25 protein-coding genes are annotated in these 23,092 nt (G+C 34.1%); 9 read left to right on the top strand and 16 right to left on the bottom strand.

Features of this window, described 5'->3' with window-relative positions:
• The first annotated feature begins 212 nt into the window (after positions 1-212).
• From msrB to SB689_RS07490, 3 genes are all read left to right on the top strand, one after another.
• A complete protein-coding gene (gene msrB / locus SB689_RS07500) occupies positions 213-650 on the top strand; it encodes a peptide-methionine (R)-S-oxide reductase MsrB (RefSeq protein WP_410691509.1) in 438 nt (145 codons plus the stop codon).
• Between the two features lie 136 nt (positions 651-786).
• A complete protein-coding gene (locus SB689_RS07495) occupies positions 787-1,542 on the top strand; it encodes a murein L,D-transpeptidase catalytic domain family protein (RefSeq protein ID WP_410691508.1) in 756 nt (251 codons plus the stop codon).
• Position 1,543: 1 nt separating this feature from the next.
• Complete coding sequence (locus SB689_RS07490; protein ID WP_410691507.1) at positions 1,544-1,924, top strand: hypothetical protein; 381 nt, start codon at positions 1,544-1,546, stop codon at positions 1,922-1,924.
• A gap of 176 nt (positions 1,925-2,100) precedes the next feature.
• Here the strand turns inward: SB689_RS07490 and fabF are convergent, their stop codons facing one another.
• From fabF to SB689_RS07435, 11 genes are all read right to left on the bottom strand, one after another.
• A complete protein-coding gene (fabF, locus tag SB689_RS07485) occupies positions 2,101-3,345 on the bottom strand; it encodes a beta-ketoacyl-ACP synthase II (protein WP_410691506.1) in 1,245 nt (414 codons plus the stop codon).
• Between the two features lies 1 nt (position 3,346).
• Positions 3,347-3,772 carry a PaaI family thioesterase gene (locus SB689_RS07480; RefSeq protein WP_410691505.1) on the bottom strand — a complete coding sequence of 142 codons (426 nt, stop codon included), beginning with the start codon at positions 3,770-3,772 and terminating at the stop codon, positions 3,347-3,349.
• 10 nt (positions 3,773-3,782) lie between these two features.
• Positions 3,783-5,051 (bottom strand): acetyl-CoA C-acetyltransferase, encoded by a 1,269-nt coding sequence (locus SB689_RS07475; RefSeq protein ID WP_410691504.1) that lies wholly within the window; start codon positions 5,049-5,051, stop codon positions 3,783-3,785.
• Positions 5,052-5,061: 10 nt separating this feature from the next.
• On the bottom strand, positions 5,062-5,667 hold the full coding sequence (locus SB689_RS07470; protein ID WP_410691503.1) for a TetR/AcrR family transcriptional regulator: 606 nt from the start codon (positions 5,665-5,667) through the stop codon (positions 5,062-5,064).
• Positions 5,668-5,896: 229 nt separating this feature from the next.
• Entirely contained in the window at positions 5,897-6,313 is a 417-nt protein-coding gene (locus SB689_RS07465; protein WP_410691502.1) for an OsmC family protein, read from the bottom strand.
• Between the two features lie 85 nt (positions 6,314-6,398).
• Entirely contained in the window at positions 6,399-7,271 is an 873-nt protein-coding gene (locus SB689_RS07460; RefSeq protein ID WP_410691501.1) for a helix-turn-helix domain-containing protein, read from the bottom strand.
• Between the two features lie 274 nt (positions 7,272-7,545).
• The gene (locus tag SB689_RS07455; protein WP_410691500.1) at positions 7,546-10,242 is read right to left on the bottom strand and encodes a TonB-dependent receptor domain-containing protein; all 2,697 of its coding nucleotides are present in this window, start codon (positions 10,240-10,242) and stop codon (positions 7,546-7,548) included.
• Positions 10,243-10,308: 66 nt separating this feature from the next.
• A complete protein-coding gene (locus SB689_RS07450) occupies positions 10,309-10,677 on the bottom strand; it encodes a hypothetical protein (RefSeq protein ID WP_410691499.1) in 369 nt (122 codons plus the stop codon).
• A 19-nt stretch (positions 10,678-10,696) separates the two neighbouring features.
• Positions 10,697-11,305 (bottom strand): hypothetical protein, encoded by a 609-nt coding sequence (locus tag SB689_RS07445; protein ID WP_410692141.1) that lies wholly within the window; start codon positions 11,303-11,305, stop codon positions 10,697-10,699.
• A gap of 80 nt (positions 11,306-11,385) precedes the next feature.
• Entirely contained in the window at positions 11,386-12,072 is a 687-nt protein-coding gene (locus SB689_RS07440; protein ID WP_066753598.1) for a response regulator transcription factor, read from the bottom strand.
• An 89-nt stretch (positions 12,073-12,161) separates the two neighbouring features.
• Entirely contained in the window at positions 12,162-13,709 is a 1,548-nt protein-coding gene (locus SB689_RS07435) for a sensor histidine kinase (RefSeq protein WP_410691498.1), read from the bottom strand.
• A 200-nt stretch (positions 13,710-13,909) separates the two neighbouring features.
• On the opposite strand from SB689_RS07435, the gene SB689_RS07430 reads away from it, so the two are divergent.
• Entirely contained in the window at positions 13,910-14,395 is a 486-nt protein-coding gene (locus tag SB689_RS07430) for an SRPBCC family protein (RefSeq protein WP_410691497.1), read from the top strand.
• Between the two features lie 64 nt (positions 14,396-14,459).
• Here the strand turns inward: SB689_RS07430 and SB689_RS07425 are convergent, their stop codons facing one another.
• The 4 genes from SB689_RS07425 to SB689_RS07410 form a co-directional block, all read right to left on the bottom strand.
• The gene (locus tag SB689_RS07425; RefSeq protein WP_072407073.1) at positions 14,460-14,801 is read right to left on the bottom strand and encodes a hypothetical protein; all 342 of its coding nucleotides are present in this window, start codon (positions 14,799-14,801) and stop codon (positions 14,460-14,462) included.
• Positions 14,798-16,846 carry a S9 family peptidase gene (locus SB689_RS07420; protein ID WP_410691496.1) on the bottom strand — a complete coding sequence of 683 codons (2,049 nt, stop codon included), beginning with the start codon at positions 16,844-16,846 and terminating at the stop codon, positions 14,798-14,800. Before SB689_RS07420 ends, SB689_RS07425 begins: the two co-directional genes overlap by 4 nt.
• A gap of 89 nt (positions 16,847-16,935) precedes the next feature.
• A complete protein-coding gene (locus tag SB689_RS07415) occupies positions 16,936-17,676 on the bottom strand; it encodes a uroporphyrinogen-III synthase (protein WP_066759579.1) in 741 nt (246 codons plus the stop codon).
• 12 nt (positions 17,677-17,688) lie between these two features.
• Entirely contained in the window at positions 17,689-18,255 is a 567-nt protein-coding gene (locus tag SB689_RS07410) for a DUF4271 domain-containing protein (protein WP_236848498.1), read from the bottom strand.
• Between the two features lie 178 nt (positions 18,256-18,433).
• On the opposite strand from SB689_RS07410, the gene SB689_RS07405 reads away from it, so the two are divergent.
• The 4 genes from SB689_RS07405 to SB689_RS07390 all read left to right on the top strand — a co-directional run bounded on the left by SB689_RS07405 (position 18,434) and on the right by SB689_RS07390 (position 21,923).
• Positions 18,434-19,150, top strand: a complete 717-nt coding sequence (locus tag SB689_RS07405; protein WP_066753575.1) for a polyprenol monophosphomannose synthase — start codon at positions 18,434-18,436, stop codon at positions 19,148-19,150.
• The gene (locus SB689_RS07400; RefSeq protein ID WP_410691495.1) at positions 19,147-19,515 is read left to right on the top strand and encodes a DUF4296 domain-containing protein; all 369 of its coding nucleotides are present in this window, start codon (positions 19,147-19,149) and stop codon (positions 19,513-19,515) included. The genes SB689_RS07405 and SB689_RS07400 overlap by 4 nt, the downstream gene beginning before the upstream one ends.
• Positions 19,516-19,581: 66 nt before the next feature.
• On the top strand, positions 19,582-20,712 hold the full coding sequence (gene tgt, locus SB689_RS07395) for a tRNA guanosine(34) transglycosylase Tgt (protein WP_066753573.1): 1,131 nt from the start codon (positions 19,582-19,584) through the stop codon (positions 20,710-20,712).
• Positions 20,713-20,810: 98 nt separating this feature from the next.
• Positions 20,811-21,923, top strand: a complete 1,113-nt coding sequence (locus tag SB689_RS07390; RefSeq protein WP_410691494.1) for an LptF/LptG family permease — start codon at positions 20,811-20,813, stop codon at positions 21,921-21,923.
• On the opposite strand, the gene SB689_RS07385 is transcribed toward SB689_RS07390, so the two are convergent.
• Complete coding sequence (locus tag SB689_RS07385; protein WP_410691493.1) at positions 21,917-22,633, bottom strand: biotin--[acetyl-CoA-carboxylase] ligase; 717 nt, start codon at positions 22,631-22,633, stop codon at positions 21,917-21,919. The genes SB689_RS07390 and SB689_RS07385 overlap by 7 nt on opposite strands.
• Positions 22,634-22,717: 84 nt before the next feature.
• Here SB689_RS07385 and rsfS point away from each other — a divergent pair, with 84 nt between their 5' ends.
• Positions 22,718-23,086, top strand: a complete 369-nt coding sequence (rsfS, locus tag SB689_RS07380; protein ID WP_066753570.1) for a ribosome silencing factor — start codon at positions 22,718-22,720, stop codon at positions 23,084-23,086.
• Positions 23,087-23,092: the final 6 nt, after the last annotated feature.

Here is a 23,092-nt window from a genome sequence, read left to right as displayed (position 1 = left end):
AATTAAGCACTTAAGTTATTTGAAGTTAAAATTTTATTACAAAGAAGAACACATTAGTTTTTGAAAATCTTTGATTTTCTTCTTATGTGAACTTACTGTTTTCAAAGTAGTAAGCTTTTTTAAACTAAAGTGTTCTAAAGTGTCAAAAAGCTTATGTGTCTTTTGTGGTTTAATTTTTAAGCTTAATCTCAAAAAATATTTAAATTAATCCTATGGAAAATACAGAAGCAAAAAACAATCCATATTACTCAAGAACAGACACTACTAAACTTGATATTTCCAATGAAGAATGGAAAAAGATCTTAGCTCAGGATCTATATGCGATAGCCAGAGAAGCCGCAACAGAAAGAGCTTTCACTGGAAAATATAATGAATTCGACGAAATCGGGGATTATTATTGCGCGGTTTGTGGAAATCATTTATTCCGTTCTACTTCAAAATTTTCGAGCAGTTGCGGATGGCCAAGTTTCTTTGAAGCAGACAAAGAAGGCGTATATTATAAAAAAGACAATGCTTATGGAATGGAAAGAGTGGAGGTACTTTGCAAAAGATGTGACTCGCACTTGGGGCATGTCTTTGATGATGGTCCGAAGCCTACAGGACTGCGCTATTGCATGAATTCTGTAAGCTTGGAATTTGTTCCTGATTAGCAAAAATAAGCCTTTTAATTCACAGAATCAGGAAGTTAAAGTTTCTTAAATTGAGTTAAACTTCTTTCATTTTTAACTGCTTGGTAATTATGTTTTTATAAATTTGCCTACTAATTTGAATTTAACATAATATTGAATGAAAGGATTTTATAGCGTATTAGGTATTGTTTACATGGTTACGACTTCATTTTATCTGTCTCCAAAAGAAGCGGTAGTAAAGAATGAAATCATTACAAAAATTGAAAGATTAAACGAAACTAAAACTGAAAAAATCACTACAGTATCTTCATCAGAAGCATTGTACAAATCAATTACATTTGAAGCAGGGCACGAACTTAACGAAGAAGTTTTCTTTAAAGCTTTAACAGGTTTTGAGAATTTAAAGAAAGCTGGTTTGCTTAATCAGGATGCTCACTTATTAACGGTATGCGATTTTTCAATGTCTTCTAACACGAAAAGACTTTGGGTGATTGACACAGAAGAAAAGAAAGTATTATTCAACTCATTGGTAGCACACGGAAAGAATACGGGTGAAGAATTTGCCACTAACTTTTCGAATACCAACAGTTCGCTTCAAAGCAGCTTAGGGTTTTATATCACAGATGCTACTTATAACGGCGACAACGGGTATTCTTTAAGATTGTTGGGAATGGATAAAGGTTTTAATGATGCAGCTTACAAAAGAGCCATCGTAATGCACGGAGCTGATTATGTAAGTGACGATTTTGCCGCTGTGCATAAGAGGATTGGAAGAAGTTGGGGATGTCCAGCTGTTCCAAGAGATCTTACACAGCCGATCATTAACACAATAAAAGGAAGAAATTGCCTTTTCATTTATTATCCCGATCAGAATTATCTTTCAAAATCGGAATGGTTAAAAACATCAGTTTAAGATGATTGACGCCTCAGAATTTATTTTTGCAGTAAGATTAATGAATAATCCTGATGGGACAAGTACGTTTGAAAATGGGAAAATTCCTGTTTTAAAACCGATGAATACCACTGCTTTTTGGATCAGCAATAAAACTGAAGAATGGGAAAAAGCAGATCATCCGGCTCCAAGACGGCAATATGTAGTGACTTTGAAAGGAAAGGTCAGGTTTAAGGTAAGCGATGGTTCAACATTTCTTATTGAGCCTGGATTTATTCTTTTAGCTGAAGATGTTGAAGGAGAAGGGCATAGTTGGGAAATAGAAGAAGGAGAGAAATGGGAAAGACTATATATTCCAATTGCTGAAAATGCTGAAAGTTTTTTTATTCCAGATTCAAAGTAAAGGATTATTCCAGATTTAATTTTATCTGAATTAATAGTATTATGCAAAAAGCAGTCAAATTTTGACTGCTTTTTTATTTTTAACTAAAATAAGATTTTTCATTAAGATTTTCCAGAGCGTTTGTCATTCTGACGAAGGAAGAATCTAAACCATTATATTTAATCTGCGAGAGACTTTTACGAAGTAAACTTCTTAAAAACCAAAGTCGCATTATGCCCTCCGAAACCGAAAGCATTGCTTAAAGCAAAAGTAATATCCTTTTCTTTAGCTTCACCGAAAACAATATTCACTTCTTTCGGAATATTTTCATCAATATTATGAAGATTGATCGTTGGTGGAATAATTCCATGTTGGATTGCTTTTATAGAAAGAATAGCTTCCGCCGCTCCGGCTGCTCCCAGCAAGTGACCCGTCATTGATTTGGTAGCACTGATGTCAAGGTTTTTACTTCCTTTAAATAATTTATTAATTCCTTTTAATTCAACCAAATCTCCCATTGGTGTTGAAGTTGCGTGAGGATTTAAATAGTCAATGTCTTCTATATTCGCTCCTGCTTCATTTAGTGCCAACTGCATTGCTTTAATCGCTCCAACACCATCTGGATGAGGTGCTGTCATGTGATAAGCATCTGCTGTCATCGCTGCTCCTACTAATTCTGCATAAATTTTTGCACCTCTTGCTTTAGCGTGCTCATATTCTTCAAGAATTAATGCTCCGGCACCTTCACCCATTACAAAACCATCTCTGTTGGCGTCATAAGGACGACTTGCTGTTGCATAATCATCATTTCTTGTAGACATTGCTTTCATGATAGAAAAACCTCCCACAGAAGCCGGAGTAATGGCTGCTTCAGAACCTCCACTAACGATTACTTTCGCTTTTCCTAATCTGATATAATTGAAAGCATCCATTATCGCTGTATTTCCTGTAGCACAAGCTGAAATGGTTGTATAATTAATACCCTGAAGACCAAATTTCATGGAAATCATTCCTGATGCCATGTTAGCAATAAATTTCGGCACGAAAAACGGATTAAACCTTGGCGTCCCGTCTCCTTTTGTAAATTCCATTACTTCACTTTCGAAAGTCCACATTCCGCCTTGTCCGGTTCCCCAGATTACGCCGGTGTCAAACGGATCCATATTTTCCAGTTCAAGCCCTGAATCTTTAAGAGCTTCTGCACTAGAATACATTGCATATTGTGAAAATAAATCACTTCTTTTAATTTCCTGATGAGTTAAATGTGCTTTTGGATCAAAATTTTTAACCTCACAAGCCACATGTACTTTAAATTTTTCTGTATCGAAATGCGTAATTAGATTAGCACCACTGACACCATTAATACTGTTTTGCCAAAAATCTTCGACATTATTTCCCAAAGGTGTAACTGCACCTAGTCCTGTAATGACAACTCTTTTCATATTAGTTATTGATTTTAAATAGATTAGAGGTTCCCCTTGCAATTAAACGCGTCTTATCTGCGTTCCATATTTCGCATTGAGCGTTTACAAATTGCTTACCTCTTTTAATGATTTTCGTTTCGGCTACAATATTATCATTTTCTTTTGCTGTGGAGAAATAATCTATAACATTATTGATGGTTGTTATGAAAGAATTTTCATTTAAGGAAAACATGGTAGCTCCAATGATGTCATCAACAATTGCTGCGGTCACTCCGCCATGAAGATTTCCTATTGGATTTAGCCATTCTGCCCTTACTTTATATTGAAACTCCAAATGTCCTTCTTCTACAGAAAGTACGATGGGGTTGAGCCATTTCATAAAAGGAGAAGGAGATTGACTAAATTCTTTTCCGATGAATTGTTTTAATTGTTCTAATCTGTCCATTTTTCAATTTTTATTTTTCTAAAATCATCGTTACTCCTTGTCCACGAGCAGCACAGATGGAAATAAATCCTTTTCCGCTTCCTTTTTCGTGTAAAATTTTAGCTAAAGTTCCGATAATTCTTCCGCCGGTTGCGGCAAAAGGGTGTGCTACTGCAAGACTTCCTCCTTTTACGTTTAATTTATTTCGATCGATTTTTCCTAATGCTTTTTCTAATCCGAATTTTTTAGCCAAATCATCATTTTCCCAAATTTTTAATGTTGCTAAAACCTGTGCTGCAAAAGCTTCGTGGATTTCATAATAATCAAAATCTTCCAAACTCATTCCTGCTTTTTTCAGCATTCTGTCTGCTGCAAAAACGGGAGCGAGTAATAAGTTCTGTTTATTTTCAACATATTCAATTCCAGCAATTTCTGAAAATGTGATATAAGCTAAAATTGGTAAATTATTGGCTTTTGCCCATTCTTCACTGGCCAATAAAACGGCAGAAGCTCCATCTGTAAATGGAGTTGAGTTTCCGGCTGTTAAAGTTCCGTTTTGTTTATCGAAAGCGGGTTTTAATGAAGCTAATTTCTCCAAACTTGTATCACGACGAAGATTATTGTCTTTGTCTAAACCAAAAGCAGGAGTGATCATATCATCAAAAAATCCTTCATCATACGCTTTTGCCATATTTTGGTGACTTTTAAAAGCTAATTCATCCTGATCTTCACGGGAAATCTGATAGTATTTTGCGGTAATTTCTGTGTGTCCGCCCATTACCAAACCTGTTTTCGGTTCCTGACCTTTGTAAGGAATCGGCATCCAGTCTTTCAGTTTCGGACTTAATAATTGTTTTAGTTTTCCGAAAGCTGATTTTTCTTTATTGGCTTTTAATAATGCTTTTCTTAATCTTAGTGAAGATTCAAACGGGATGTTGCTCATGGCTTCAACACCGCAGGCAATTCCGCTTTCGATTTGGCCTAAAGCAATCTTATTTCCGATGTAAACTGCTGATTCAATTCCTGTGTCACACGCTTGTTGAAGGTCGCAGGCAGGAGTTGCGGGATCAAGAGAAGTATTCATTACTGTTTCTCTGATGAGGTTGCTTTCAGAAATATGCTTGATCGTCGCACCTCCGGCAACTTCACCAAGAAGTTTTCCTTTAAGGTTGTAATGATTGATCAAACCATCCAGAGCGGAAAGCAGTAAATCCTGATTTCCTTTGTCTGCGTAGGCGGTATTCATTCTGGCAAAAGGGATTCTGTTGTATCCTACGATTGCTACTTTTTTTGTTTCCATATTGTGAAGTTTATGATGGAAGGTGTTTTAATTCTTTATCAATAATTAATAATATTCTGTCTAAAGCTAGATTGAGATATTTTTCATCGCCTGTTGTTTTGGAAAGCAAAATTCCGCCCTCGACGAGCATAATAAATAACGATCCGAATTCATCAGCATTGATATTTTCATGAATTTCACCATTTTTCTGACCTTGAATAATGACTTCTGATATATTTTTTATCCAGCCTTCGAAAGATTTTGTGACCTGCTTTTTCAACGTAGGAAATTTGTCGTCAGCTTCAGTTGCGGCATTCATCAATGGACAACCTCCGGTTTCGAAAACCATTTTCCAGCTTTTACGGTAGAAATTCACAAAAGCATTTAGTTTATCAATAGTTGTCGGAAATTCATCACCAAGCGATCGCGACATACTTTTACCCAATAAACTTGAGTTGTATTTGTAGACCGCAAGCGCAACTTCATCTTTATTCTCGAAATTTCCATAAATACTTCCTTTCGTTAAGCCCGTTGCTTCCGTAATATCCGAAAGCGACGTAGAAGTATAGCCCTTGGTATTAAACAAAGAGGCTGTTTTTTCAATAATAAATTGTTTTGTCTTTTCTGCTTTTGACATTTCTTTCAATGAAAATATAGTACAAAGATACAAAAATATACCAATCGGTATATTTTATTTTAAAATTAAATCTGAGTGTATTTAAAAGCTCAGATTTAGTTTTTTAAACCATTAAGATTTTCTTTAAGGAGTTAAGATTATTAAGAATTTGCAAGCGAATTTAAAGTTTATCTCTTTCCTTAATTTCACTTAACTCCTTAAAGAAAATCTTAATGGTTCAATTTTTTAATTAAGCCAAAGTAGCATTCAAAGTAATTTCAAAATTGAAAGCTGCACTTACAGGGCATCCTTCCTCTGCAATTTTAGCATATTTTTGAAAATCTTCTTCTGAAAGTCCCGGAACTTTAGCAGTTAAAGTCAATTCAGATTTTGTAATTTTTCCGATGTTTGGATCAAGAGTGATTACTGATTTTGTAATTAATTCTTCCGGAGTAAAACCGGCCTGAGAAAGTTCTGCACTTAATTTCATGGTAAAGCATCCTGCGTGAGCTGCTGCCAATAATTCTTCAGGATTTGTTCCTACTCCGTCAGCAAAACGGCTGTTGAAAGAATATTGAGTTTCGTTCAAAGTTGTGCTTTGAGTAGTGATATGTCCGTTACCTTCTTTAATGTTACCGTTCCAAACGGCTGTTGCGTTACGTTTCATAATGTTTTTGTTTTATTTAATGTTGTTTGTTTTTGATGATACAAAGATATGTCAGATGTTTGTCCAAATAAATAGATAAAAAGAACTAAATATTGTACTTTTTTCCCGAAGTGTAATTTTTCTTGAAATTAACAGGGGTATTTCCAACTTTATTGGTGAAAAGCCGGTTGAAATAGGCCGGATCTTCATAACCTAAATCATATGCAATTTCTTTAACAGGTTTATCGGTGTAAAATAACAATCTTTTGGCTTCCAATAAAATTCGATTGATGATAAACTGATTGGGCGAATCTAGATTTAAGTTTTTAAATTTATGAGTTAACGTTTTTGGAGCGATGTGAAGTAAATCTGCATAATCAGCCACATTGTGCTTTTCTCTGAAATGGATTTCCAGATGTCTGCTGAAATCTCTGAAAACATCCAATTCATTGCTTGGAATTTTTACCGTATCGTTGTCCAGATTTTGCTTTTTCCATTTTCTGGTAGCGCGGATGATGATCTGTTTTAAATATGTTCTTATCATTTCTTCGCTGGAAGATTCTTTCCATTCGAGTTCTTCGTTGATATTTTGAAATAAGTTTTTAATGATGATCGTTTCAGAATCATCAAGATCAACTTTTGGAATTTCAAAAACATTATGAAAAAGCAGGCCGTCACAAGCTACTTCTTTATCATGAATTTGGATACAATAAAAATCTCGGTTGTAATAAAGAAGAGAAGCGGCTTCAGAATCTCCATTTTTAATATCTAAATATTGATAGGTAAGAAAAAATAGAGTAGGAGCTTCTGTTTTATAATGATTGAAATCTACGGTCAGTTCATAACCTGCAGGAACTAAAAGTATTTTGATATAAGGTTGAGACTTTATTTTGTTGATGGTTTCAAGGTTTTCGTTAGAAAATACACTGAGCCCGAATTTTTTATAATTGTCTTCAAAAACAAGATCCTGTAATCCCATACTTTTACTTTAGTTTAAAGATACAAAAAAGCATGATTTCAAGATATTAAATTATTGAAATCATGCTTGAGTTTTTTTACCACAAAAGTCACAAAAGCTTTATGTTAAGCTTTAACTTAAAAATTAAAAATTAAAAGTTCACAAAAATGAAAATCTAAGATTTTCAGAAAACTTATGTGTTCTTCTTTGTAGTTTTATTTTAGCTTAAAATTACTAAAGTGTTATAAATCTTTTGTCTCTTTTGACTTCGTCGAATTTTCGATTTGTGGTTGAATTAAAATGTTATATCCAATCCAACATAAAAATTAGCTTTCATGATAGGCGCGTAAACCATTCCGCCATCAAAGTAATTTCCAAACAGATTCTTGAAATCTACAATCGCATTTTTCTGGTAATAAGACGTTAAATTTTCACCCCCAACATAAGCTCTGATCTTTTTATTGAAATTCCTTGAGATCTGAGCATTCAACACCGCATAAGATTCTGAGTAGGTTGGCAATTGAAATTCTTCGGGATTGCTTGATGTATTCGGAAGTCTCTGTTTTCCAACCCAGTTTAAAGTGGTGTCAAAACTCCAAAATGCGCCATTGTTATTTTTATTGGTTGCATAAGCTAAATTCACAAAACCTCTGTGTTTTGCCATGAAAGGAATCTCTCTTCTTCCGTCCAGATAATCAGCCTGTACATCATAATATTTATAAGCTAATCTTACATCAAAGTTCTTGAAAGGCGTAAAATCCCACTGCGTTTGGAAAGAATTGGCGAAAGATTTACCTTCTAAGTTATAGAAAGTTAACTGCTGAGGAGAACGGTCTAGATCAACCAAAACCTGATTCTGGAAATCTGTTCTGAAAAAATCAGCAATAATCGAAGATTTTCTTCCAAATAATTTGAATTCCTGTTGTAAACTCACGCCGTAATTCCAAGCGATTTCTGGCTTTAAACCATAAATATCTCCATTATTTTGCAAGATTTGAATATTTCTGTTAGATGCAAAATACTGTTGATTTTCAGCAAAAACATTCGCCGTTCTAAAGCCTCTTCCCGCAGAAAGTCTTACAATAGTTTGTGGAGTGAAATCATATTTAAAATTCAATCTCGGGGTAAACTGAGTTCCTGCCAAATTGTGAAAATCTGCTCTTGCTCCGGCAACTAAAGTATATTTTAAGCCTGTCAAAGTATATTCAGCAAAAATTCCCGGAACAATTTCGTTTCTTTTGAAATTATCTGTCAAATACGTTTCATCATAACCGTCGTACATAAAACTTGCACCCGTTTTATATTTGTGATTGGTATTTCCTAAAATACTTTCAAATATTAAATTTGAGTAGTACGTATGCTGCTTTCCTGAATAATTTCTGAGACCGAAAAAACTGTTCTGCTGATGATAAACATATTGATTCATCCAGCCTAAACTTTGGTAAGGTTTTCCTTTAAAAACGTATCCTGTTTTATTCCAAACCTGAAATCTTGAGATGTCAATTCCAACGCCGTAAGCGGTTTGTTTGTCCTGAGCCAATTGTTTGTTGAAATGAGTTTGGCCTGCCGTTCTCTCGTCTTTAATGAAATTAATTCCAAAATGCGAACCGAAACCTGACTTCTCTAAATCATTATAATTCAATAAATAAGCTGCGTTGATCTGCGTTCCTTTTGGACGGTCAAGGAAACCATCATCATTCATATCCGTATTCCCGAAAGTTCCGTTTCCGTGAAGTAAAAAAGTCTGTGACCATTTTTCGTTGATCTTAGAAACGTTAGTAATATTAGCTTCAGCTCTTCCATTAAAATCAGAGAAAAGATTTAATGAAGTTTCAGGTTCTTTAGCGTTTTTTAAAAGCTCTGTATTAATCTGTCCTGTAATACTTTCATATCCGTTGGTAACGGTGCTTCCTCCTTTGGTTAACTGGATGCTTTCGATCCATCTTCCGGGAATGAAGCTTAATCCATACGCAGAAGCCAAACCTCTGATCTCAGGAAGTAATTCTTTAGTTAAGCTTGTATACTTTTGATCTAAGCCTAACATTTTCAATTGTTTTGTTCCTGTAACTGCATTGCTGAAAGAAACATCAACCGTTGCATTGGTTTCAAAACTTTCGGATAAATTACAGCAAGCCGCTTTTAATAATTCTTTTTTATCAATATTAAAAACCAGCCCTGCTTCTTTCTTGCTTAGAGAAGTTGCTGCTTTGCCACCTGTTACAACAACGCCTTCAATGTGTTTTTCATGATTGTCGTGATTTTCTTGGTTTTCGTTTGAAGCGTTTGCGTCCTTATGTTCTGAATGTTCAGACTTTGCACCTTCTTCATAATGAACATTAGGATTTTTTTCTCCTAACGCGATTTCTCTGTCATACAAACAACATGAGGGCAAGTTTTTATAAGTGCTGTCGTTGGATTTGTACTTTTCATTATCATGACCAACGTCTGCAATTTTCTTTAAAATTTTATCTGCTGAGGTTTTTGATGAATCAAAATCTAATGTCACGGTCTGCTTTTCTGCATTCCAGTCCGCAGATTTTGCACCCGCGTCTTTAGCTGCTTTTTCAATTCTTGCTTTACAAGATGCGCAGTTTCCTTTTACATAAAACTCATTCTCCTTTTTGGAATGATGTTCGTGATTTTCTGCAATTTTAGGTTGTAAATCTCTTTCGTAATGACAACATCCGGGAAGACTTTCATACGTCTCATTTGATGCTTTGAATTTTTCATTGTCATGTCCCGCTTCTGCAACTTTATTTAAAATCTCGTCAGTTGAAACGTTACTGTCAGTTTCTAAGGTTAAGGTTTGAGAATCAACAGAATATCGGGCTTCTTTTGCGCCTGCCTTTTTTGCAGTTGTTTCAATTCTTTCCTTACACATTTCGCAGTTTCCTTTAACTTTAAACTGACTTTTAGAAAGATTTTGAGCAAAAATAATTTGGGTAAATAGTAAGAATGTACCAAGAATGACCTTGGAAATATATAATTTCATTTTGTTTAAAATTTAGATTAATTAAAAATCAGTTCATCATAAAATAATGAACTATTTGATAGATAATTAACCTAGTTTGGGCGGTTGCCAGATATCTTTTAAACCATCTGAAACATAAGGATCAGAATATTGAAATTGTAAGTTTTCAGTAAGATTAAAATTTGAAAAGTCCAAAGACAACAAGTTTTTAGAAGATGTAATTTCTAAAAACGGTGCGCAAGACACGCAAAAAGTACAGCAGTCATCATTACAAGATGATTTACTTTCTTTAGAGTGATTTTCTTTAGAAGAAGAATGATGATTTTTACAGCAATCGTCTGATTTAGACTCTTTTTTGCAACAAGTTTCCTGTGAAGCCTGAGCATAGAAATTATCCTTAGGAATTAAAAAAATCCCAAGGCAGAAAATGATTGTCAAAATCTGAACTAGCTTCACGAGTGCAAATTTACAAAAATTATGGCAAAGGATCTCCCACTTTTAGTGAACAACTGTGAAAAGGCTCACCATGAGGAGGATTCAATTTTGGTTTTTCACCAGTTGCAAGAGCCTGTTTAGGGGTCGGAGCCGGAGTTGATTGAACTACATTAGCAGGTGTTGCTTGCGGGGCAGGTTTGCTGTTTAAGGGCTGTCCAACAGGAATATCACATCTGTGTCCCGGTTCTCCGTGTGGAGGATTCATTCCCGGTGCTGTTTTTACCTGTCTCTTGTCTGGAACAACGAATTGTCCTGCAGGTAAAGTATTTGGATCGATCTGAACCGCATTTGGAACATTATTAACAGGTGCGTTTTGTGCTGTTGGTGCAGGTTTTGTATTCAAAGGCTGTCCGACAGGGATGTCGCATCTATGACCAGGCTGTCCGTGGGCAGGATTAATTCCGGATGCTACAGCAGTCGTGTTTTGACTGGAAATTCCGGCCTGATCTAAAAGGGATGTTTGAGGTGCATTAGCAACTGCATTCGACTGAACGCTGGCTTCCTCTTCAATGTATGTTGCTCTTTCGTCCTTTTTACAAGAAACGGTTACTATGGAAACGGCAATTAAACTTAAAAATATATTCTTCATATCCAAAATGGTATGAAACAAAATTAGCAAAACATTTTTAATTGTTTTGCTAATTTTATATTTATAATCTTAATCTGGAATTAATTCTTAACTAAAAGTCTGAATCCTTCTCCGTGAACGTTGATAATTTCCAACCCTTCGTCATCTTTTAATAATTTACGAAGTTTTGCGATGTAAACGTCCATACTTCTTGCGGTGAAGTAGTTTTCTTTTTTCCAGATCTTTCTTAATGCTAAGTCTCTCGGCATGAAGTCGTTTCTGTGGATGCAAAGAAGTTTCAGCAATTCATTTTCTTTTGGAGAAAGTTTGTATTCTTTATCTCCAACTCTTAATTGTCTCAACATAGAGTCAAAGAAAATATTGCTGATCTTGAATTGTTCCTGCTCTTCATTTTCCAATGTAGAACTTCTTTGAAGAATTGCCTTGATTTTATATAAAAGTAATTCAGTATCAAATGGTTTTGTGATATAATCATCAGCTCCCAATTGATATCCTTTCAATATATCTTCTCTCATGTTTCTTGCAGTCAAGAAAATGATTGGTGTATTTTTATCGATTTTTTTAACATCTTCTGCCAATGAAAACCCGTCTTTTTTAGGCATCATGACATCAAAAATACAGATGTCGAATTCGTTTTCTGTAAATTCTTTTAATCCCTGTTCTCCATCTACAGCCAGCGTAACTTCAAAGTTATTGATCGTTAAATAATCCTTCAACACTGCGCCGAAACTCTGATCGTCCTCTACTAATAATATTCTGTTGCTCATAATTTCAAGTAATTAATAATTAATAAATAAGAATGAACTAGCTATTCCTTCTTATTTGTACTATTTTATTTTGTGATTTAATATTTATTTTAACTCATTGGAAGCTTAATCGTAAACGTGCTTCCTAATTCTTTTTGAGAATCTACAATGACCTGTCCTTTATGCAGTTCTACAATTTTCTTAACGTAAGAAAGCCCCAACCCTTGTCCTTTCACATTATGAATATTTCCGGTTTCTTCTCTAAAGAATTTGTCGAAAATTTTCGTTTTATTCTGGGTTTCCATTCCCATTCCTTTGTCGGAAATTTCAATAACATAGAAATTGCCTTCGTTTCTTGTTTTTACATGAATTTCAGGGGTTTCCGGAGAATATTTATTGGCATTGTCCAATAAATTCACTAACATATTTGAAATGTGAAATTCATCAATTTTAAAAATATATTTCTCTGCGTTGAACTCTTGTGTCAATGAACCGTTTCTTTGTTTCACGATCAGGTTAAATGATTCAGTCGTTCTTTTGATTAATTCTCTTACGTTGGCTTCTTTTAGGAATAGGTTGACTTCGTTTCTCTCCAGTTTAGACATATTGAGGACGTTTTCTACCTGTTTTTTCATCCTCAGATTCTCCTGTTTTATCAATTCTGAATAATATTTAACCTTATCAGGATTGGTCGCAATTTTATCATTCGCCAACGAGTCTGTTGCTACCGAAATTGTTGCCAGAGGAGTCTTGAATTCATGCGACATGTTATTGATGAAGTCTGTTTTTACTTCGGCCAATTTTTTCTGTCTCATCATATAATTAATGGAAATAATATAAATTCCCAAAATCGTCAATAATGAAAGGAAAGTGCCCAAAAGCATCGGCCAGTTGTTCATCGCCAAAGAATATTCTTTCTTAGGAAAAACTAAAGCCAAGGAATATAAGGTACGTTCTTTATTGTCCGTAAAAAGAGGGTAGCTGTAGGGCGTATTGTCTTTTTTATCTTTATAATCTTTGTTGACTATGCTTGTAAGATTGTTGTTTTTATCCGTAATTCCATATCCGAATTTTGCAGAAATACCCCTGATTTTAAGCTCCTTTGAGATAATAGAATCCAGCACTTTATCATCAACTCTTTTGGTGATGGGTAAATTATTGCCATAGATTTTTGCAAATTCTTTTATGGTATAATCTCCGTTTTCTATTTCATTGTTAAGTTCTGAGGTAAGCTGTTGAGGTTTTGTGGTATCCCTTTTTATTTTATAGGCAGCTTCATCGCTGTAAAGTGTCGTCCATTTTATAGAATCTCCACTTTGAGAAATCGGTAGCTGACTTCTTTCAATAATATTTTTAGAATAAATAATTTGTCTCTGAGTCCCAGAATCTTCAACCTGCTGAATAGTGGTTAAAGAAGGCTGTTTATTGTTGGCAAGAATATTATTTCGGAAGTTTTTATTATTCTCGTTCATGTATTTTTCTATCTCAATTTCGGTAACGCTTTTGGCGGTACTTTCTAAGGCAGTATATACTTTGCTCGAAAAATCTTGCTCTAGGACATTATAATATCTTTTCAACCAATAAAATTGGAGCGTAACGAAGACAATCAGTGAGATCGTCATAAACACTGAAATTATTGGGATGAATTTATTATTCATTATTTTATTTTAAAAATTTTGGAATTATGAATGTTAAAATTAATTATTTTAAGACTTCATAAACAAAAAACGAGCCAAAAAATTGTGTAATTTTTCTTAAAACCACGTTTTTTAACATTTTATTATAAATTTTTAAATACTTGTCATAGGAAAAGCCTTGTCAGAGAATAATATATTAAGTTTGTTAAAAATAATTACTTATGAAATCTAATATCGTTTTTAACAAAGATTTTGATTCTAATACAGTTTATGTAATGAAAATTTTTAATACAGATGTGTCAAAAGTATGGGATTATTTTACAAAATCAGAATTATTGGATCAATGGTGGGCTCCAAAACCATGGAAGTGTGAAACAAAAGAACAGGATTTTAAGGAAGGTGGAATTTGGCTGTACTCAATGGTTGGTCCGGAAGGAGAAAGACATTATGCACAGGTAAAATATGGCGAAATCACGGAGCATCGTAGTTTTGATGGAACAGATGCTTTCTGTGATGAAAATGGCAACATTAATCAAGATTTTGGGCAATCAAAATGGCTGTTTGGATTTACGGGTGTAGAGGAAGGTGTAAAAATGACGGTCAATATTCATTTTGCATCTCCGGAAGGTATAAAACAGCAGTTGGAGATGGGTTTTGAAGAAGGTTTCAAAATGGGATTGAATCAGCTTGAGGAAATTCTAAAATAATTTAAACCAAATCTTAATGGTTTAAAAATTAAAAAAGCTTGGAAAAAATTTCCAAGCTTTTTTTTTATATCAATTCTTCATCCTGAAAATATTGAATAACCGCTTTTTTCATAAGCAATGATTGCTCATTGGGTTTTAATTCCGGCAGTCCTTCCAGCTTTTCAAAATGAGGCCATCCATCTTCGTAATGCGTGAATTTATAATAACCAAAAGGCTCTAATAATCTGCAAACGGCAATATGAAGAATGTTTAATTTGTCGTCTTTCGTATATTTTTGTTGACCACTTCCAAGTTCCTGAAGACCAATCAGAAATAATATTGTCTCGATTGGCGGATTTTTTTCAGTCTCAAAGTTGTCCTCGAAAAATTGTTCTACTTTTTTCCAATATTCAGCTTCGTTGATCATCCTTTTTCGTTTTCTAATTTTAATAAGAAGGCATATTCTAGTGCGTCTTCTTTTAATGATTCAAATCTTCCGCTTGCACCTCCGTGGCCTGAACTCATGTCGGTTTTGAATAGCAAAAGATTATTATCAGTTTTTAACTCTCTTAATTTCGCAGTCCATTTTGCAGGTTCCCAATATTGAACCTGAGAATCATGCAGACCTGTTGTAATCAACATGTGAGGATATTCTTTCGCTTCTACATTATCGTAAGGCGAATAATCTTTCATGTATTGATAATATTCCTTGTCGTTTGGATTTCCCCATTCGTCGTATTCTCCAGTCGTTAATGGAATCGTTTCATCCAACATAGTTGTCACAACATCTACAAAAGGAACTTGGGAAACAATTCCGTTGAATAGTTTCGGTTCGTAATTGATAACTGCTCCAACCAATAATCCTCCGGCACTTCCGCCCATTGCATATAAATGCTTTGATGAAGTGTAGTTTTCTTTAATTAAATATTTTCCGGCATCAATAAAATCGAAGAAAGTATTTTTCTTAAACAGCATTTTTCCGTCTTCATACCATTCTCTTCCTAAATATTCACCACCTCGGATATGAGCGATTGCGTAAATGAAACCTCTGTCTAAAATTGATAATCTTACATTCGAGAAACTTGCATCAACTGTGTGTCCATAACTTCCATAACCATATAAAAGTACAGGTGTATCAGCTGATTTTTTAGTGTCTTTATGGTAAACTAAAGAAATTGGAACCTTCGTTTCTCCATCTCTTGAGTCTGCCCAAATTCTTTCGGAAATATAATTTTCAGCAATGAATTTTCCTCCCAAAACTTCCTGTTGCTTCAACAGTTTCGTTGTTTTGTCTTTAAGGTTGTATTCGTAGGTTGCATTGGGTTGTATAAGCGAGGTGTAGCCGTAACGTAAAACTTCGGTGTCAAACTCCAAATTGGTTCCGATGTAAGCGGTGTAAGTTGGATCTGAGAAAGGAAGATAATAAGACTCGTTCGTTTTCTCTTCAATGATTTTGATTTGTAGAAGACCTTTTTCTCTTTCTTCAAGAACAAGATAATCTTTAAATATTTCAAAACCTTCCAATAAAACTTCTGCACGGTGCGGAATTACATCTACCCAGTTTTCCATTCCACAATTATCGATTTTGGCTTTTACAATTTTGAAATTGAAGGCATCATCGGCATTGGTGATAATGTAAAACTCATCCTCATAATGTTCTACAGAATATTCAAGATCATCGATTCTTGGCTGAATCATTTTCCATTCTGCAAAAACATCATCAGCAGGAATAAAACGATGTTCGTCCGAAATAGTGCTTGAACTAGCAAGGAAAATATATTCTAATGATTTTGTCTTGAAAACATTCACATCAAAAGTATCATCCTCTTCATGGAAAATTAAAACATCTTCCAAAGGTTCTGTTCCTAATTTATGTCTGTAAACCTGAAATGCACGTAAACTATCATCTTTTCTAATGTAAAAAACATGTTCGTTGTCGTTCGCCCAAACCGCTTTACCTGTCGTGTTTTCTATTTTATCGGTGAGAATTTCTTCTGTTTCTAAATTTTTAAAATTAATGTCATAAATTCTTCTTCCCACATTGTCGGACGAAAAAGACATTAATTTATTATTCGGACTTACGGCAACGCTTCCGACTTCGAAAAATGTTTCGCCTTCTGCAAGTACATTTACATCAAGAATAATTTCTTCTGTATTGTCTAAACTTTTATGTTTTCTGCAAAAAATAGGATATTCTTTTCCTTCTTCATAACGAACGATATACCAATATTCATTGAAGAAATAGGGTAGAGACTCATCGTCTTTTTTGTAGCGGGCTTTCATTTCTTCGTAAAGCTCTTCCTGAAGCTCTTCGGTATCTTTCATCATAAATTCTTCGTAAGCGTTTTCTTCTTCAAGATATTTTATGACTTCGGGATTTTCTCTTTCATTGAGCCAGAAATAATTGTCCGTTCTTTTATCTCCGTGTATTTCTAGTGTTTTTTCTATTTTTTTTGCCTGTGGAGCTTCCATTCAATATTAATTCTTGTTCAAATTTAGTTAAAAAAAAGCCATCTTTCCTTTAAATGAAAAGACGGCTGATTTATATTTTATAGTAAAAGCTATTTATGAAGCGCTTTAATGTATTTTTCAAGGGCCATTGTCATGGATGGCGTTTCTTTTGTAGGCGCCATTAAATCTACTCTTAATCCTGCTTCTTCGGCGGCTGCTAATGTTGTGTTACCGAAAACACCAATATTAGTTTCGTCCTGTTTGAATTCAGGGAAATTTTGTTGTAAAGATTTAATTCCTTGTGGACTAAAGAATATCAACATATCATAATCTTTAATCGTAATATCTGTTAAATCACTGCAAACTGTTCTGTACATGATCGCTCTTGTCCAATCTACATTTGAGGTATCTAAAGTTTTAATGATATCCGGGCTTAAAACATCTGAAGAAGGTAACAGATACTTCTCAGTAGGGAATTTTTTGAAAAGAGGAGCCAAGTCTGAGAAGTTTTTCTCCCCAAAACTGATCTTTCTTTTTCTGTACACAATATGCTTTTGAAGATAGTTGGCAACTGCTTCGGACTGGCAAATGTATCTCATCGTATCCGGTACGCTGAAACGCAATTCTTCTGCAAGTCTGAAATAGTGGTCAATCGCATTTTTGCTGGTAAAAATAATTCCAGTGTACTGCGTTAGATCTATCTTCTGTGTTCTAAGTTCTTTGTTGTCAACTCCTTCGACGTGGATAAAAGGGCGGAAGTCAATCTTTATTTTTTCCTTCTTCGCTATTTCCAAATATGGAGAAGACTCACTAGGCGCTGGTTGAGAAACCAATATAGACTTTATTCTCATCATTGACATTTATTAAAAAAATAATAGTTTCCAAAGCAACAATAAAGGTGCGATTTGGAGGGTGCAAATATACAAAAATTTATAATACCATTTTTCAGGTAAAACATTGTTCTTGTGAAATAAATAGAAAAAAACTTTGAAAATGAATACAAAAGAAAAGAAGAACAAATAGTATAAAAACATTTTATTTCTGTCAATAGGGAAATAGTAGTGGGTTACACATAAAATTATCAACAAAAATGACAAAACGAAATAAAATTTGGTAGAGGTAAAATAAAAAACCAGCCATTTTTTACCATCACCTATACTTTGATAAAAAACAAACCCTAAAGTCGTTTTTATGAAATAAAACAGAATAACTATTGTTAAACTATACCCAAATTTATTCAATTGATACCCCAAAACACTCAGATCGGCTACGTATTTAGGCACAATCGGAATATATTGAGAGATTAAAACGGCCAAAGTAAGAGCCATTACACAGGAAGTAATGATCCAACTTGGGAGATTATTGCTTGCGTCAAAATATTTTTGAAGCAAAAAGTCTTTCAGGTTGGCGCCTCTTTCTATGATATTCATCATAAATAGGTATAAAAATATGCAGCCCAACAATATAAAGATTACCCAATCGTTGTTCTCAGGTATTCTTACATTATTAATAAAATTTTGTGATAACGGCAAAGGAATGTTTTTTGCAAAATTATAGATTATTTTGTATAAAATAAAAAGGTTAAATAAACTATCTTTGCAAATTGAAATGAAAAAACTCGTCATCATCCCAACTTATAATGAAAAGGAAAATATAGAAAGTATAATTTCCGCGGTTTTTGCGTTGGAAGATGACTTTCATATTTTGGTGGTGGATGACTCGTCTCCGGACGGAACTTCCAACATTGTAAAAGATCTTCAAAAGAAGTTTCCCCATACTTTACATTTGTCGATAAGACATGTGAAAGACGGTTTGGGAAAGGCTTACATTCATGGATTTAAATGGGCGATTCAAAACAATTATGATTATATTTTTGAAATGGATGCCGATTTTTCTCACAATCCAAGTGATCTCCCTAAATTGTTTGAAGCTTGTTTAAATGCAGATATGGCGATCGGTTCCCGTTATTCAAAAGGAGTAAATGTGGTAAATTGGCCAATGGGAAGAGTTTTACTTTCTTATTTCGCTTCAAAATATGTGAGATTTGTTTTAGGACTTCCGATTCATGATACAACAGCAGGTTTTGTCTGTTTTTCAAGAAAAGTTTTAGAAGAAATAGGATTGGATAACGTAAGATTAAAAGGGTATGGATTTCAGATCGAAATGAAATTCAGAGCTTTTAAAAAAGGCTATAAAATTGTAGAAGTACCTATTATTTTTACAAACAGAATATTGGGAGAAAGCAAAATGAATGGAGGAATCATTCATGAAGCGGTTTTTGGTGTTTTAAATTTAAAGTGGAAATCATTAATCAACAGATTATGAAAAAGCTGATCTTCATTTTCGTTTTATCATGCATATTTTCATGCAGTGATTATGTAGATAAACCAAAGAACTTGGTGGATAAAGATACGATGGCCGAGATTCTTGCTGACCTGTCAATCAACGATCAGGCAACTTTCATGTATCAAAATAAAAATCTGGAAGCGGGAACAAGATATATCCTTAAAACACATAATATAAAATCTACCGATTTTGTTGAAAGTTTTAAATATTATGTTGTAAAAGACCAGATGAAGGGTATCGCAGACGATGCTCAGAAAAAACTGTTAGAAAAAGATCCAAAAGCGGATCAATATATAAAAGACAAATTAAAAAAGGATGGTAATGTGCCGTCTTTTGCAAGATAACAATGCAGAAACGTGATCCATTAGGCAAAATAAAACGGCTAATGGCAATGATTTAAAAGTATACGAATGAAATTTTTTAATATAGAAAAAACCTCTGAAGGTAAGGCAAGAGCAGGAGAACTTATGACCGATCACGGTAAGGTACAAACACCTATTTTTATGCCTGTGGGAACTGTTGCAAGTGTAAAAACAGTCCACCAAAGAGAATTAAAAGAAGACATTAAAGCTCAAATTATTCTGGGCAATACCTATCATTTGTACCTTCGTCCCGGCATGGAAACGATGCAGAATGCGGGAGGTTTGCATAAATTCATGAACTGGGATCTTCCAATTCTTACGGATTCAGGAGGTTTTCAGGTTTTTTCACTTTCAGGAAGCAGAAAAATGTCTGAGGAAGGAGTGAAATTCAAGTCTCACATCGATGGAAGTTATCATTTGTTTACTCCGGAAAAGTCTATGGAGATCCAAAGACAGATCGGGGCAGATATTTTTATGGCTTTTGATGAATGTGTCGCTTATCCAAGTGGATACAATCAGGTAAAAGCTTCCATGGAAATGACCCATCGCTGGCTAAAAAGATGTATCGATTGGAATGAGCAAAATCCAGAATTATACGGTCATAAACAAAGATTTTTCCCTATTGTTCAGGGTTCTACATATTCAGATTTAAGAAAAATTTCAGCAGAAGTAATTTCGGAAGCTGGTGCAGAAGGAAATGCGATTGGCGGACTTTCCGTTGGTGAGCCTGAAGATGAATTGTACAGAATTACCGATGAGGTTACCGATATTTTACCAAAAGACAAACCAAGATATTTAATGGGAGTTGGTACTCCGTGGAATATTCTGGAATCCATTGGTTTAGGAATTGATATGATGGATTGTGTAATGCCTACAAGAAATGCCAGAAACGCAATGTTGTTCACTTGGCAAGGTGTTATGAACATGAAAAATGAAAAATGGAAGAACGATTTTTCGCCTTTGGATGAATTTGGGACGAGTTTTGTAGATAAAGAATATTCAAAAGCGTATGTGCGCCATTTGTTTGTTTCTAAAGAATATTTAGGAAAACAAATTGCATCAATTCATAACTTGGCATTTTATTTAGATTTGGTAAAAGTGGCGAGAGAACATATTGTTGCAGGAGATTTTTATCAATGGAAAAACTCTGTAGTTCCGATTCTTAGACAAAGATTGTAAGAAAAGGAGTTCCAAAGGGACGACTTACCAGAGAATAGGATAAAATCCTATTAAATTTAAATTATCAATATTAAAATAAAACGCATTAAAAAAAGAAAATGCTTAAAATTATAGACCGATATATCATTAAAAAATACCTTGGGACTTTCAGTTTCATGTTGATATTGCTGTCTGTAGTAGTTTTGGTAATCGATGTTCAGCAGAAAATTCCGAGAATTGAAAATGCTAAACTTATAGATCCAAAATTAGATTTAACTTATTTTCTTATTCATTTTTATCCTTTCTGGATTATCAACTTGGTCATGACTTTCCTGTCCATTTTGGTGTTTATTTCTGTGATTTATTTCACATCCCGAATGGCTAATAATACGGAGATTGTTGCAATTATCAGTAGTGGAGCAAGTTTTCACAGATTTGCAAAACCGTACTTAATTACTTCTCTGTTTATTGCTTGTTTATCACTGGTAATCAATCACTTTGTGCTTCCTTGGGCAAATATTCAGAAAAATCAGCTTGAGGCGTACACTTATAATGCGAGGAATAAAGAAAAAGTTTTGGGTACAGCTCCGGTTTCCGCGCAATTAAGCAGAACGGAATATATTTTTGTAAATTCCTGGAACAAAGGAGAAAAAAGAGGTTCTGGTTTTGTCTTTCAAAAATTTGATAAGAATAGAAAGATGACTTACGAACTTAAAGCTTCTGATGTGCTTTGGGACAAGGCTAAAAAACAATTTGTTTTAAGTAATTATTTCGAAAAAACAATCAATAAAGACGATACCGAAAAACTAGGAAACGGTCCTGAATTAAGAAAAAATTTCGGGCACAATCCTGACGAACTTTTCCCGAATGAATTGTTGGGTCAAAATAAAACAACGCCCGAACTTCTGAAATTTATCCAAAGAGAAAAAGAAAAAGGGAATAGTAACCTGAATAGCCATCTTAATGAGCTTCACCAGAGGACTTCCATGCCTATTTCTATTGTTATTCTGACGTTTTTGGCGCTGTCTCTATCTTCTCAAAAGAAAAGAGGAGGATTGGGAATTAACCTGGCGATAGGGATTTCTTTGGCCTTTTTATTCGTATTTTCATTCGAAGCTTTAAAAGTAGTTTCGGAAAATAAAAGTATGTCTCCGGCTTTGGCAATGTGGTTCCCGAATATCATCTTTTTCCCAATTGCATTGTATTTATATCTGAAAAGAGCGAATCAGTAAAGCAATTTTATTTCTTTGTGATAAAAAGATTTTAGTCCGTCATTTTCAAGATCGATCCATAATTCACCTTTTTCATCGGCGTATTTTATGATGCCATTTTGTCTTTCTTCATTAATTTCAAAAACGGAAATCTCATCTTTTCGGAATAGATTTTCATTAAATTGATCCATAATTTCCTGTGCAGACGGAATGTTTTTTAATTTTTCAATTAAAAAGTTATGGTATTTTAGTGTGAATTCTTTTAAGTCAAATCGTATCCCGGTCTGGGTTAGAAGTGATCCAGCCTTAGAAATGTCATCAAATTCTTCCTGTAAAATATTAATACCCGAACCGATAATATAATAATTGCTTTGATTAATTTTTTTCTTCTCAATTAAGATTCCGACGATTTTTTTATTTTTAAGAATGATGTCGTTTGGCCATTTTATTTTCACTATATTTTCAGTCAAATTGGCAAGGAAATCCCTTATGATGATTGCGGTATAATAATTGAACAAGAAATCAGTAAGCGTGAAATTGTCAGCTTTAACGGCTAAAGTGTAAGCTAAATTTTTTTCAGCTGTTGAAATCCAAGTATTTCCATACTGTCCGCGACCTTTTGTCTGGTTGAAAGTATGAAGACCAATAAAATCCGAAGTATCATAAAGTAAAAACTGAGATATTTCGTCATTAGTAGAAGAAGACTCTTTTTGATAGAATAGTTGACCCATTAAGAAAACTTTAAGACTTTAAAAGGCTAAAAGTAAGGCTAAAGTAAAAGAAAAACAATAAATTTGCAGATTATAGATATTTTAATGAATAAAACAGCAGAAAAGCAGGCACTAATAGATAAAATTGTTGAAGCCATCCAAGACGTAAAGGGTGAAGATATCATGATTTTCGATCTTTCTAAGATTGAGAACTCTGTAGCGGAAACTTTTATAATTTGTAGCGGAAACTCAAACACTCAGGTATCTGCATTAGCAGGAAGTGTTGAGAAAAAGGTGAGAAACGATCTTCAGGATAGACCTTGGCATGTGGAAGGTACCGAAAACTCTATGTGGGTTTTGGTAGATTATGTTACCGTAGTGGTGCACATTTTCCAGAAAGAAACTCGTGAATATTATGACATCGAGGAACTTTGGGGAGATGCAGCAATCACAAAAATTGAATATGAATATTAAATTTTA

Source organism: Chryseobacterium sp. SIMBA_038, assembly GCF_046535115.1.
Taxonomy (GTDB): Bacteria; Bacteroidota; Bacteroidia; order Flavobacteriales; family Weeksellaceae; genus Chryseobacterium.
Note: the sequence above shows the minus strand (reverse complement) of the source record. Positions and strands in the feature narration are given on the sequence as shown.

Excerpts from the sequence above, each read along its gene's own strand:
- msrB (WP_410691509.1), top strand. The coding sequence starts at position 213 with ATGGAAAATACAGAAGCAAAAAACAATCCATATTACTCAAGAACAGAC.
- SB689_RS07495 (WP_410691508.1), top strand. The coding sequence starts at position 787 with ATGAAAGGATTTTATAGCGTATTAGGTATTGTTTACATGGTTACGACT.
- SB689_RS07490 (WP_410691507.1), top strand. The coding sequence starts at position 1,544 with ATGATTGACGCCTCAGAATTTATTTTTGCAGTAAGATTAATGAATAAT.
- fabF (WP_410691506.1), bottom strand. The coding sequence starts at position 3,345 with ATGAAAAGAGTTGTCATTACAGGACTAGGTGCAGTTACACCTTTGGGA.
- SB689_RS07480 (WP_410691505.1), bottom strand. The coding sequence starts at position 3,772 with ATGGACAGATTAGAACAATTAAAACAATTCATCGGAAAAGAATTTAGT.
- SB689_RS07475 (WP_410691504.1), bottom strand. The coding sequence starts at position 5,051 with ATGGAAACAAAAAAAGTAGCAATCGTAGGATACAACAGAATCCCTTTT.
- SB689_RS07470 (WP_410691503.1), bottom strand. The coding sequence starts at position 5,667 with ATGTCAAAAGCAGAAAAGACAAAACAATTTATTATTGAAAAAACAGCC.
- SB689_RS07465 (WP_410691502.1), bottom strand. The coding sequence starts at position 6,313 with ATGAAACGTAACGCAACAGCCGTTTGGAACGGTAACATTAAAGAAGGT.
- SB689_RS07460 (WP_410691501.1), bottom strand. The coding sequence starts at position 7,271 with ATGGGATTACAGGATCTTGTTTTTGAAGACAATTATAAAAAATTCGGG.
- SB689_RS07455 (WP_410691500.1), bottom strand. The coding sequence starts at position 10,242 with ATGAAATTATATATTTCCAAGGTCATTCTTGGTACATTCTTACTATTT.
- SB689_RS07445 (WP_410692141.1), bottom strand. The coding sequence starts at position 11,305 with ATGAAGAATATATTTTTAAGTTTAATTGCCGTTTCCATAGTAACCGTT.
- SB689_RS07440 (WP_066753598.1), bottom strand. The coding sequence starts at position 12,072 with ATGAGCAACAGAATATTATTAGTAGAGGACGATCAGAGTTTCGGCGCA.
- SB689_RS07435 (WP_410691498.1), bottom strand. The coding sequence starts at position 13,709 with ATGAATAATAAATTCATCCCAATAATTTCAGTGTTTATGACGATCTCA.
- SB689_RS07430 (WP_410691497.1), top strand. The coding sequence starts at position 13,910 with ATGAAATCTAATATCGTTTTTAACAAAGATTTTGATTCTAATACAGTT.
- SB689_RS07425 (WP_072407073.1), bottom strand. The coding sequence starts at position 14,801 with ATGATCAACGAAGCTGAATATTGGAAAAAAGTAGAACAATTTTTCGAG.
- SB689_RS07420 (WP_410691496.1), bottom strand. The coding sequence starts at position 16,846 with ATGGAAGCTCCACAGGCAAAAAAAATAGAAAAAACACTAGAAATACAC.
- SB689_RS07415 (WP_066759579.1), bottom strand. The coding sequence starts at position 17,676 with ATGAGAATAAAGTCTATATTGGTTTCTCAACCAGCGCCTAGTGAGTCT.
- SB689_RS07410 (WP_236848498.1), bottom strand. The coding sequence starts at position 18,255 with ATGAATATCATAGAAAGAGGCGCCAACCTGAAAGACTTTTTGCTTCAA.
- SB689_RS07405 (WP_066753575.1), top strand. The coding sequence starts at position 18,434 with ATGAAAAAACTCGTCATCATCCCAACTTATAATGAAAAGGAAAATATA.
- SB689_RS07400 (WP_410691495.1), top strand. The coding sequence starts at position 19,147 with ATGAAAAAGCTGATCTTCATTTTCGTTTTATCATGCATATTTTCATGC.
- tgt (WP_066753573.1), top strand. The coding sequence starts at position 19,582 with ATGAAATTTTTTAATATAGAAAAAACCTCTGAAGGTAAGGCAAGAGCA.
- SB689_RS07390 (WP_410691494.1), top strand. The coding sequence starts at position 20,811 with ATGCTTAAAATTATAGACCGATATATCATTAAAAAATACCTTGGGACT.
- SB689_RS07385 (WP_410691493.1), bottom strand. The coding sequence starts at position 22,633 with ATGGGTCAACTATTCTATCAAAAAGAGTCTTCTTCTACTAATGACGAA.
- rsfS (WP_066753570.1), top strand. The coding sequence starts at position 22,718 with ATGAATAAAACAGCAGAAAAGCAGGCACTAATAGATAAAATTGTTGAA.